The sequence below is a fragment of the Hominimerdicola alba genome (assembly GCF_900109655.1).
Taxonomy (GTDB): domain Bacteria; phylum Bacillota; class Clostridia; order Oscillospirales; family Ruminococcaceae; genus Hominimerdicola; species Hominimerdicola alba_B.
In genome coordinates this window covers 87,582-98,446 of sequence record NZ_FOAT01000015.1, presented here as the reverse complement: position 1 = coordinate 98,446, position 10,865 = coordinate 87,582, and the positions used below count along the sequence as shown (strand labels likewise).

Annotated in this window: 12 protein-coding genes; 2 read left to right on the top strand and 10 right to left on the bottom strand. The window is 42.9% G+C overall.

Annotation, left to right across the window (positions count from 1 at the left end; translation table 11 throughout):
* Nucleotides 1–168: 168 nt before the first annotated feature.
* The 10 genes from BMY75_RS14365 to BMY75_RS14320 form a co-directional block, all read right to left on the bottom strand.
* A complete protein-coding gene (locus BMY75_RS14365; protein ID WP_074835062.1) occupies nt 169–1,629 on the bottom strand; it encodes a relaxase/mobilization nuclease domain-containing protein in 1,461 nt (486 codons plus the stop codon).
* Nucleotides 1,629–1,973, bottom strand: coding sequence for a plasmid mobilization protein (locus tag BMY75_RS14360; protein ID WP_074835060.1), 345 nt, complete (start codon nt 1,971–1,973; stop codon nt 1,629–1,631). The genes BMY75_RS14365 and BMY75_RS14360 overlap by 1 nt, the downstream gene beginning before the upstream one ends.
* Nucleotides 1,974–2,744: 771 nt before the next feature.
* Nucleotides 2,745–3,608 (bottom strand): sensor histidine kinase, encoded by an 864-nt coding sequence (locus tag BMY75_RS14355; RefSeq protein ID WP_074835058.1) that lies wholly within the window; start codon nt 3,606–3,608, stop codon nt 2,745–2,747.
* A 13-nt stretch (nt 3,609–3,621) separates the two neighbouring features.
* On the bottom strand, nt 3,622–4,020 hold the full coding sequence (locus BMY75_RS18510; RefSeq protein ID WP_242940247.1) for a hypothetical protein: 399 nt from the start codon (nt 4,018–4,020) through the stop codon (nt 3,622–3,624).
* Nucleotides 4,021–4,513: 493 nt separating this feature from the next.
* Complete coding sequence (locus BMY75_RS14345; protein ID WP_074835051.1) at nt 4,514–5,428, bottom strand: ATP-binding cassette domain-containing protein; 915 nt, start codon at nt 5,426–5,428, stop codon at nt 4,514–4,516.
* A 78-nt stretch (nt 5,429–5,506) separates the two neighbouring features.
* Nucleotides 5,507–6,175 (bottom strand): response regulator transcription factor, encoded by a 669-nt coding sequence (locus BMY75_RS14340; RefSeq protein WP_074835048.1) that lies wholly within the window; start codon nt 6,173–6,175, stop codon nt 5,507–5,509.
* A gap of 205 nt (nt 6,176–6,380) precedes the next feature.
* On the bottom strand, nt 6,381–6,812 hold the full coding sequence (locus BMY75_RS14335) for an SMI1/KNR4 family protein (RefSeq protein WP_074835045.1): 432 nt from the start codon (nt 6,810–6,812) through the stop codon (nt 6,381–6,383).
* A 17-nt stretch (nt 6,813–6,829) separates the two neighbouring features.
* A complete protein-coding gene (locus tag BMY75_RS18840; protein WP_081350571.1) occupies nt 6,830–6,946 on the bottom strand; it encodes an HNH endonuclease in 117 nt (38 codons plus the stop codon).
* Nucleotides 6,947–7,288: 342 nt separating this feature from the next.
* On the bottom strand, nt 7,289–8,026 hold the full coding sequence (locus tag BMY75_RS14325; protein ID WP_074835042.1) for an ABC transporter ATP-binding protein: 738 nt from the start codon (nt 8,024–8,026) through the stop codon (nt 7,289–7,291).
* Between the two features lie 55 nt (nt 8,027–8,081).
* The gene (locus BMY75_RS14320; protein ID WP_074835039.1) at nt 8,082–8,861 is read right to left on the bottom strand and encodes an ABC transporter permease; all 780 of its coding nucleotides are present in this window, start codon (nt 8,859–8,861) and stop codon (nt 8,082–8,084) included.
* Nucleotides 8,862–9,366: 505 nt separating this feature from the next.
* On the opposite strand from BMY75_RS14320, the gene BMY75_RS14315 reads away from it, so the two are divergent.
* The gene (locus tag BMY75_RS14315) at nt 9,367–10,599 is read left to right on the top strand and encodes an RtcB family protein (RefSeq protein ID WP_074835037.1); all 1,233 of its coding nucleotides are present in this window, start codon (nt 9,367–9,369) and stop codon (nt 10,597–10,599) included.
* A gap of 9 nt (nt 10,600–10,608) precedes the next feature.
* Complete coding sequence (locus tag BMY75_RS18080) at nt 10,609–10,776, top strand: hypothetical protein (protein ID WP_170844314.1); 168 nt, start codon at nt 10,609–10,611, stop codon at nt 10,774–10,776.
* Nucleotides 10,777–10,865: the final 89 nt, after the last annotated feature.

The window sequence follows — 10,865 nt, the reverse complement described above, 5'->3', positions numbered from 1 at the left end:
CATTCGAGGTCGAAGTAGGTTTTGACAATGTAGGTCGTATGACCGATCTTGTACTCCCTCACCGAATTCAGCTCATAGCGCGGGTTCTTCTGTTCTTCTTTTGTAAATGTTGTCTCTGTATTTCTATTCAAATAATGTTACCTCCAAGTTCTGATTGTTATATATCCATTATCTGCGTGGTTTAGTCATCTTAGGCTCCGATTTCTTCTCCACCGCAGGCTTCTCAAATCCAATGATCTGTTTGAATCCCATAGTGTCCACAAAGTATGCAGTCCCACCAACTTTGATTATCATACCAACAGCGATATTCCTGTTGGTGTTGCATATGCTCTCTAGTTTTTGAACAACACTCTCGCCTTCGGCATCGAACCAACTTCCGCTGTAAGACATCGTATAATTATCAATGGTCGGCGGTCGCTTTAATTCTGCAAGGGCAGCGTAGTTGTCATCGTTCGGAAGATATATTTCATACTTCTGCTCCTGCAAGTGCCGCAGCTTGTCCTTCTCCTGCTCGGACATTCTTGCCTTGACCTCGGTCACCATGCGGCTGATGTAGTCACCCGATGACGATTCATTGTATGTATCTGCGATGGATTGGTAATCACGCTCTTGTTGACGGAACATTAAAAGCATATCGCTGTACTGCTCGATTTGGAACGCTTCGATCTCACCAGCCTTGATACTATTTTCTATTTCAGATATCTTCTTCCGCACGGCGGTCAGTTTTCCCTCGACATCACCTATTGAAGTGATCTGCTCGGAGTTGATAATATTCAGTTGTTGACTAAGATTCTCCCAATCGTCCTGTACCTCTTTGGCGAATTTCAGCTTGCGGGTTTCATAGCTGTACTCCTGCATCACATCGTCGATTATCTCATCAAGTGACTTGGGTGGCTTACGGTTTGCGATACTTTTTTCAATTCTTCTCGCAAGTCGAGATTCCTCGTACCTTGCTCCAAGAGTTTTAAGGCGGACGGCTCGTCCTTGTTCAGGGGCTTTCACAGATATGAACTTGCCGCGCTTGATAGTGTATCCTTGTCCCTCAAGAGTTGATAGCAGGTCATCGAGCGAAGATGCTGATTCAGCCAACATATCAATGCGAACTCTTATGCGTTCTTTCCAAGAATCCCCAAGCTTGCGGTGAAGCCATTCTCCATATGACATCGAGTTCGGTTCGTGGTCGGGCTGAGAACGAAGCTGTTCCATAATACCGATACCATGCTCCCGGCAGATGCCGTCCGAAGCATTGCGGATATCCCAGAGCGTTTTCCACTTGCTGTTGAACTTTTTTCCCGACAGACTGTAAGGGCATAGTAACACATGGTTATGAATATGGTCTTTGTCTGTGTGGGTGCATACCATAGCTTGATAATCCTCACCGAAAGCCTTGCGCACCCATTCCATACCGATAGCGTGAGCTTCATCAGCAGAACATTCCCCATGCGCAAATGACTGAATGAGATGAAATGCTTTAACGGGCTTATTACCTTTGGTCGGCGGCTTGGCGTTGAGCTTTTTGCGCGAGTATCTTTCGTAGGTCATAGTGAGCTGCTGCATGGCGGTGTCAACGTCCGTTTCGAGGTTCAGCCCGGTAACGAGTGTTCGCTCTGCCGTTTTTTCGGGGTTCATTATGTAGAGCAGCCTAGCGCGGAGTGAATTGTGGATAGGTAGGCTCTTGATGTATGGCGTAGTTCGTCCCTCCATTTCATAAGGCTGTTCAGATCTTCCTGTGTGATACATTCGGTGATGTTTGCGCGGTGCGCGATCTGGTTCACATTATTCCCGACACGCCCGAGAGCAGCCAGCAGGTCACTTGACATTTTCGCATCGACATTCACGATCTTACCATGCAATGCCATGTACTTGATGTATGTAGCAGTCTTCATGCCGCACTCAGCCGCTTTTCGCTCGACTTCTTTCCACTCGTCAATTGTGAACGATAGCTGTTTGTACTTCCTGTTTTCTAACTTGATAATATCGACCTCCTCGATGATGTTGTAAAGATTGTGCGGTACTAAAAGGGTCAGGGTTCCCTTTTAGCCAATTCTGCGGGTTTCAGAATTGAAAAATATCAGGTGACAAAGCATATGCTTTGTCAATGCTTGCAAGTTCATAAATGCATATCCATTCGTCCTGCTGTCCTCGGCAGGGAGACACTATAATTTCGATAATTACGATACACCGATGTGCTGCGCCTGCGACATTATTGCAAAAATATAACTTGTCGTTGAACGTGCTCCTTCTATAAAACAGTTGCTCGGATACGGCGAAGTATATCTGAACAGGTAGCTCGATGAAGCTGGCGAGCCTTCCAAACGAAATACCAAAGGGTGCAAATCAGATCATCGAGTTATTTATAGAATATGCTTCCCCCTTTCAAATGTATATCACATCAGCAGCTCGCTCAGATGGGCTGGTGCGAACTAATCAGGAAACTGATATGCCTTGCATTTTTGTTACCCATTATCCTCCTCTCTAATATATAATATAGCACGTTTGTTTGCTCTGTGCCATATATTTCAAAATCCGAATTTTTTCTTGATAAGGGGTCTGAAATTTCATATATGAAGTGGATAGCGAAAAACAATAATCAGCATAAGGGCTTTGCAGGTACGAAGAGCCGTTTGCTTTGCTAACAGGCAAACGAAAATGCCCCTCAGAGCCGCCCGTAATTATTATTGGGAAAATTTTATCCGTTGAGATAGAAAGACGGCACAGAGAGTGTTCTCTATGCCGTTGCAGTATCATAGTGTGATTTTTATTGTCAGCCGACTGTTATCATAATCTGCCGTTATCGTCCCGCCCATACGCTCCACAAGCGTCCGTGCGATAGATAGTCCAAGTCCTGTGGAATGGTGTGCAGCTTCAACTGTATAAAATCGGTCAAAGAGCTGTTCCACCTGAACGGAGGACAGCTCTTTTGCTGTATTTGCGAATGTTATCTTGCCGTCTTCTGAAAGCGTGATCTCAAGATCGCCGTCACTGTATTTCACAGCATTATTCAGCAGGTTGGAGAATACTCTTGTGAGATCGGACTTATTTATTTTTCTTATAACACGAGCATCGGAAATATTTATATTCGGTGTGATGCCCTTTTCTGTCAGCACAGGATAAAAACTGCCGATACTCTCTGCAAGCACCTGATTGACATATACTTCCTCTGTCACTGTTTCAACATCTTCCGATACTATCACAGAGTAGCGGAAAAGCTCCTCGGTCAGCTGTTTCATACTTTCGGTGCGTTCTTCGATCGCGCTGAGATATTCCTTTATCTCAGATATATCATCGGTCTTGCGTATCATATAAAGATTTCCGATAATTGCTGTCAGCGGTGTGCGTATATCGTGTGACATATTCGTTATCGCAGTTTTAAGCTCTGTATTGCCCTGATGATATTGCAGATACTCCTTTCGCAGATCATTTAGCTGCCGATTCATCTGTATCGCCAGTTCACGCATACGGCGGTCATGACTTGTGATAGTGATCGGTGTATTGGTATCAGTTGTAAGTCTGTCCTGAATTACCTCGGCGATCTCTTTTGCGGATCTTCGCATGATCAGTATTTTACATACAAGCAGAATGTTCAGAATGACAAGACAGACTATCATAAATATGACTTCCTTATTTCAGATTCTTTTTCTTAAAGATCACCGCACCGCAGAGCGTAATGAGTACTGCTGCTATACACATTGATATTTCGGATCTCACCATTTCCGAATAATGATCTTTCTCATATCCATGCAATTCTTCAAAGCTATTTGTACAATAGCAGTATGACATAAATGAATTTACGGATACATTTGGGTTACAGTCGTATATCACCGTTACGACGCTTCGCTGAATACCACGGAGATAGTTAGGGTTATCTTCCTGCGTTATTTTTACTATATCCTCCATATCCTCGATGCCGGTCACATCTCCTGCTACCATAAAATAATCCCCGTTAGCCTGATGATATTTGGTGAGAAATTCAGGTTCGTTGAGCACATCTACAGTGGTATAGCCGATAAAATTGACCATGAAGATCAATATTCCTCCGATAATAGCGGATGCGGTTCGGTTCGCAGTGATGAAGCATACAAACACGAGCATAATACTGATAGAAATGTAAGCTGTAAATATCAGCGCCAGTGAAAGTATCATATGTGCCATTTTTTGAAAATAAACAATATGATAAGCAGCCAAAGGAATGGCTGTAAGACAAAACATGACGGTTGAGATCAGGGCTGTTATAAGCAATTCGGAAAGATAAACGGTATGTTTTTTGTGTCCCGTATATATCTTATTCCTTATAACACCCGCACTGAATTCCGTGCCGGTACTCATAATGCATAAAACTGCATTTGCAATAATACTGAAAATGAAGTATATGTCATCGGGACAAAAGATACCATCACTATCACTGACATCTACTGATGTAAAAACATACATGAGTCCGCAAATAAGTGATGCAGCAAAGCATATATAAGTCAGAGGGCGTTTCACGTACCTGTGGATCCCTGCATTGATCAGGTCAAGCATTTACAACACCTCCCACCAGTGACAGATAGAAGCTTTCGAGGCTTTCATCATGTTCCTCAAACGAAAGCACCTCGCAGTTTTCCTTTGCAAGGGCAAGGGTGAGATGAGTGATGTTGGGTTTTGCGTAGATATCGGCATGGGTATCATCGATAACACTGTATTCCAGCCCCATATTGTCAAGAACTTTAGCCAGTATCGCTGTACTGCTGACAGTTACTCGCATACACTTTCGACATAAAGCATCTAATTCATCGGCACTCATCTCTCTGATGATCTTCCCCCCGTCGATAAATCCGTAGTGTGTGGCTAGTTTTGAAAGCTCATCAAGGATATGGGATGAGATAAGCACTGTAATATTTTTCTCACGATTGAGCTTCAGTATAAGCTCTCTTATCTCCACGATACCCTGTGGGTCAAGACCGTTTACAGGTTCATCAAGCACAAGCAGATCCGGGCTTCCGCAAAGCGCAACTGCTATCCCCAGCCTCTGACGCATACCGAGGGAAAAATTCTTCGCTTTTTTCTTTCCGGTTTGTTCAAGTCCGACCATTTTCAAAATATCGTCAAGTCCGTCAAAGTTGGGAAGTCCAAGTGTGCGGTACTGCAGTCTGAGATTATCCTTCGCTGACATATCAGGATATATGGAAGGCGTTTCCACCACAGCACCAATACGTCTGCGGGCTTTTGTTATCTTGCTGTCAGTATGTTTTGTACCGTAGAGAGTGTACTCACCGCCTGAAGGTTCCTGCAATCCGCAGATCAGACGTATAAGTGTTGTTTTTCCTGCGCCGTTCTTTCCCACGAATCCGTATATAGCACCCTTCGGCACATTCATTGTCAGACCGTTCAATACCTTGTATCGTCGGTAAGATTTGCACAGACCAGTTGTTTTCAGAACATATTCCATAGGTATCACCTTTCCTTTCTGAAAACAGTATATAATAAAATGGTTAAGAAAACAGTAAAGATAATAGTAAAGAAAAAGTTAAGATTTCGCAGTCAGCATGAAACCTATTCCCCATACCGAAGATATGTAATCTCTGCCCGTGATGGCTTTCAGCTTTTTACGGAGATTGTAGATATGTATCTTCAGTGAATCTTCCGTACAGTCGGGGGTATCCATGCTGATACGGTCTAATATCGTCAGCTTTGCGACCACCTGTTCGTGATTGGTCATCAGCAGTTTCATTATGGCGAATTCCGTCCTTGTGAGCTTTTGTTCCTTGTCACACGCGCTGATCATATGCTTGTCTGTATCAAGAGTAATATCATGATATCTGATGAGAGCATTGTCGGCAGACCTCTCGTTTTTGCGAAGCTGGACGGTTATCCGCGCAAGAAGTTCCTGCATATCAAAGGGCTTTGTGATATAATCTGCTGCACCGCCTATAAGCAATTCGACCTTGTTGGTCACATCGGCTTTTGCACTGACAACTATCACGGGGATATCCTTTATCTGCGGAAGAAGCTCTTCGCCTGATAATCCGGGGAGCATCAGATCAAGTAATATCAGATCGGGCTTACTGTGAGATAAAAGCATAAGCGCCTCAGTACCCGAATAGGCTTGTGATACTTCGTAACCCTCAGCTTTCAGAGCTTTTGAAACAATATCATTTATATGTGCATCGTCATCTATGATCAATATATTCGGCATAAGTCCACCTCGTCTCTTTTTATTATAACATTTAATGATTTGGATTTCAAGTAGTGGAGATTTTTTGAAAAATGGAAACAGCGATGTGCAGCCGGAACTTATACATCGCTGTTCATATTTTTATAATTTTCGAATTTGGTTCTGCTTGCTATTTGGGTTACTTTATGGTTACTTGTCACTATGTCTGTATAAAAGCGTTTTCGGATCACTCGATTTCCTTCAAACCTGCAATGAATTCAGAAAAACTATCGGCTACATGTTCAATGCTTAATGTTTCATGGTCAATAAAAACAATGTGGTCATTCGTTTTGTCAAAGCATATTTTGTTACCAAATGGATCGTTCGCAAATACAACATACTGATCTAACTCGCCATTTTCTCCCCATACATTGTGTATGATCTGATTTGTTCGCCATATATTTGTACGATCATCCTTATTAAATGAAAGAAGATTGTTAAAAACTCTTGATACAATGCTGTTACCTTGTTTGTAGCGAAACTTTTTTGATTCTGGACTTGCGCCGTTATAAATTTTTATAACTTCTTTGAATTCAGCAGAGAACAGATAACCGGCTTCATTTTCAAACTCAATTATAAGCTGTTCAGATAATAGTGGTTTTATACGTACCCAATTCATATTCCATTACCTCCAATTTATCTTGCACTTGTTCCGCCGCCCCATATTTTACGACCACCGATATATCTGGACAAATCATGTAGTTCAGAATCTACAAGCTCAAATTCTTCATCATGATGCCATGTATATCCCATGGCGAATTACTCATAATTGATAACACAAAAAAAGTTAGTATATCATGTTCAATTTCGAATGTCAATTTATAATCACATATTTTAGGATTATATACTTAATATTGTTAATCTACCGAATTACAACAATATAAATTATATTCGCATTTTACATTTAGATAAAATATATTGATTTCGAAACTTTGGGCATAAAAACAGCCACACACGAAGATGTGGCTGTTGATCCGCTGTATCGTCTGTATCAATTGTTTTGGTATGGATAGATTACTTCTTTGGCGCTAGTCAGATAAAGCTCTTTTCCTTGGCAGTATACGCAGGGTTGTTGCACTGCATCTCGTTGCTATATCATTTCGTCTTTTCCTCATAAATGGCTGCAACTTCATCGATGTCACCTGCGGCGATGAGTTCGCCGTGTTCAAGAAGTATCGCTTTGTTGCATATCCTCTTTACCTGATCAAGGGAATGGGATACGAACAGTACCGTAACGTTGGACTTGAACATACTCATGATCTTGGCTTCACTTTTTTTGCGGAACTTTGCATCGCCTACGGAAAGAACCTCGTCAAGTATCAGTATATCGGGTTCGATCTGGGTCGCTATGGCGAATCCCAGCCTTGTTTTCATACCCGAGGAATAGTTCTTTATGGGAACATCTATGAATTTTTCAAGCTCTGCGAACTTAACTATCTCATCGAATTTCTTGTCCACGAATTCCTTTGAATAGCCAAGCACTGCGCTGTAAAGATAAATGTTTTCGGCACCTGTGTACTGAGCATCAAATCCTGCACCAAGTTCAAGCAGAGGTACGATCCTGCCGTGTCTGATAACTTCGCCCTCGGTAGGCTTGAAAACTCCTGCTATTACTTTCAGCAGGGTACTTTTGCCCGCACCGTTCAGACCAAGGATACCAACTCGGTCACCCTTTTCAACTTTGAAATCCACATTTTTAAGCGCCCAGAATTCGTTGTATTTCAGCTGACCTTTCAGCATTTTTATCACGTATTCTTTAAGGCTGTCAAGTTTTTCCTGACTGAGATTGAACTTCATGCCGACGTTCTTGACCTCTATCGCATATTTAGACATTGAGTTTTCCTTTCATTATGCCCTCTATGCAATCATGCAAAGAGGGCAGATGTTTTTATATATGAAGAATAAAATTATCCTGATGCTTTTTGAACATCAGCACGCCGACGATGACGGAAAGTACACTTATTGCCGCGGGCATTATCACCCATGCGGGGGAAGCAAACATATTCTCACCGTAGACCGCACAGCGGAAATCCTTTATTATCGCATACAGAGGATTCAGTTTGAAAATCCACTGATTTGCACCGAGTTTATCCGGGTCATAGAAGATAGCGCAGGTGTACATTATAAGCATCAGCGCAACGTCCCAGAGATATTCAAGGTCACGGAAGAATACCGACATTGTGGAAAGTATCATGCCTGCCCCAAAGGTGAGCAGGAAAAGCATAATAAGTGGTATGATAGCTGTGAATATCCATAATGTAGGCTTTACTTTGAAAACGAACATAGCGCCCACAAGCACTATCAGCGATATCGCAAAGATCACAAAGTTGAAAAGCACGCCCGAAAGCGGATAGATGTATTTTGGTACATATACTTTTTTTATCATGCCGGCGTGCTGCCTTATTGATTTCATTGCGTTTTTGGTTCCTGTTGAAAAGCAGGTGTAAAGCAATCTGCCTGTCAATATGTAAACCGGAAAGCTCTGATCGCCTTTTTTGAAAAATTTGCCGAACACCAGTGACAGCACACAGGTAGTCAGCAACGGTTCAAGAAGCGTCCATAAAATACCGAGATATGAGCGGCGGTATTTGAGCTTGATGCCCTTTTTTACTAATTCTTTCAGTAAAAATCGGTATCTTTTGAAAGTATCTATCTGTTCTTTAAACATATTTTACCTCTCGATCGGTCATGCCTGCGGCACAACATCTTTATATATATTACCATAACGGCATTTTATTGTCAACTATTTATTCTCACAAAAAAGCCGTGGCACTTCGGCGTTTTTTGTGGAAAAATAGGCGTTTGTAATAGCTGTGCTGACATCTTACGGAATAGATATTTCATACTTTTGCAGGTCAGTTCGTTGGTTCGCAGAAAAATTTATAACGTACAGTATTGACAAATCTGATATCTTCGGGTATAATAAGCCATGTCAGCAGGACAAAGATAAAACTACGAAAGGACGGTGAGTCAGATGAAAAAGATATATCAGTTTAGTGAAGCAAACAACATAATAATTCAGGAGACTCGCCGGTGCATTCAGCGTTAAGCTGGAAAAATTAGCATACAGGGTGTGTTTCCTTATGGGAACACACCTTTTTTATTTATGCTAAACGACATATTGAATCGCACACGGCGTAAATAAACAGTTGACAGACACAAAGGAGATAAATATGTTTGAACTTAACGGAAAGTACGGCACAGCAAAGGTCTTCACCGATATTTGCGATGAAACTGCCGTATCACAGATAATTGAGCTTATGAACCAGCCCATGTCCCAGGGACAGAGGGTGCGCATAATGCCGGATGTCCATGCGGGTGCGGGCTGTACTATCGGCACTACCATGACCATAACCGACAAGGCAGTACCTAACCTTGTGGGTGTGGATATCGGCTGCGGAATGGAAACAGTAAAGCTGAAAGAAAAGCACATCGAGGTACAGCAGCTGGATAAGCTGATATACCGCGAGATACCATCGGGTTTTGATATAAGGAAGAAGCCTCACCGCTTCAATAATAAGATAGACCTTACCGAGCTTTACTGCTTTGAGCACATAAATCACGATAAGGCGATACACAGCCTTGGTTCACTGGGCGGCGGAAATCACTTCATTGAAGCTGATAAGGGCAGCGACGGTGCTGTTTACATCGTTATACATTCTGGGTCAAGGCATCTGGGTCTTGAAGTTGCGAAGTACTATCAGGAAGAAGCGTACAAGCGTCTCAATGGCTGTGCAAAGCCCGATATCAATGCGCTTATAGTTCGGCTGAAAGAAGAGGGCAAGGAAAAGCAGATACAGACCGAGATAACCAAGCTGAAAAACACCAAGCGCACTGATGTACCTAAGCAGCTTGCATATACCGAGGGTGAACTTTTTGAGCAGTATATACATGATATGAAGATAGTTCAGCAGTTTGCCATGCTGAACCGTCAGGCGATGATGGACGAGATTATCGACGGTATGAGCCTGCACGTAAGGGAACAGTTCACCACCATACACAACTACATCGACACAGATAATATGATACTGCGAAAGGGTGCGGTATCGGCACAGGCGGGAGAAGTTCTGCTGATACCCATAAATATGCGTGACGGCAGCCTTATCTGCAAGGGAAAGGGAAATCCCGACTGGAATTATTCCGCGCCCCACGGTGCAGGCAGGATACTGTCCCGCTCGGCGGCAAAGGCTCAGCTTACGCTGACGGAATTCAAGCGTGAGATGAAGGGCATATACAGCACCTCGGTAAGCTCGGCTACCCTTGATGAGAGCCCCATGGCATACAAGAGCATTGATGATATCGTGGGAAATATAGGCGATACCTGTGAGATAGAGGATATCATCAAACCCATATACAACTTCAAGGCAGGAGAAGAAGAGGGACACGGACGTTCGCGAATGAGATAGGAGGAAATCATGGAAGAGAAATTCATACCCTATGAAAAGATGAGCGCCAAAGAGCGCAGGAAAATAGACAATATGAGCCGCAGGACATGGGGTGGGACAGTACCCGTAACAAAGAAAGTGCCCAGCGGGAAAATATACACAAGAAAGCAGAAACACAAAGCGGGCTATGAGATATAGCAGGCTGATAGTCAGTGAAGTACCACGATGACCGAAAGCAATAGGAGTTATACGAACTACCTGCCCAAAAATGCGAGCGTATGCCACCG

What these genes read in the sequence shown, in the direction of transcription:
- BMY75_RS14365 (WP_074835062.1), bottom strand. Translation starts at nt 1,629, where the DNA reads ATGAACCCCGAAAAAACGGCAGAGCGAACACTCGTTACCGGGCTGAAC.
- BMY75_RS14355 (WP_074835058.1), bottom strand. Translation starts at nt 3,608, where the DNA reads ATGATAGTCTGTCTTGTCATTCTGAACATTCTGCTTGTATGTAAAATA.
- BMY75_RS18510 (WP_242940247.1), bottom strand. Translation starts at nt 4,020, where the DNA reads ATGGTCAATTTTATCGGCTATACCACTGTAGATGTGCTCAACGAACCT.
- BMY75_RS14345 (WP_074835051.1), bottom strand. Translation starts at nt 5,428, where the DNA reads ATGGAATATGTTCTGAAAACAACTGGTCTGTGCAAATCTTACCGACGA.
- BMY75_RS14340 (WP_074835048.1), bottom strand. Translation starts at nt 6,175, where the DNA reads ATGCCGAATATATTGATCATAGATGACGATGCACATATAAATGATATT.
- BMY75_RS14335 (WP_074835045.1), bottom strand. Translation starts at nt 6,812, where the DNA reads ATGAATTGGGTACGTATAAAACCACTATTATCTGAACAGCTTATAATT.
- BMY75_RS18840 (WP_081350571.1), bottom strand. Translation starts at nt 6,946, where the DNA reads ATGGGATATACATGGCATCATGATGAAGAATTTGAGCTTGTAGATTCT.
- BMY75_RS14325 (WP_074835042.1), bottom strand. Translation starts at nt 8,026, where the DNA reads ATGTCTAAATATGCGATAGAGGTCAAGAACGTCGGCATGAAGTTCAAT.
- BMY75_RS14320 (WP_074835039.1), bottom strand. Translation starts at nt 8,861, where the DNA reads ATGTTTAAAGAACAGATAGATACTTTCAAAAGATACCGATTTTTACTG.
- BMY75_RS14315 (WP_074835037.1), top strand. Translation starts at nt 9,367, where the DNA reads ATGTTTGAACTTAACGGAAAGTACGGCACAGCAAAGGTCTTCACCGAT.
- BMY75_RS18080 (WP_170844314.1), top strand. Translation starts at nt 10,609, where the DNA reads ATGGAAGAGAAATTCATACCCTATGAAAAGATGAGCGCCAAAGAGCGC.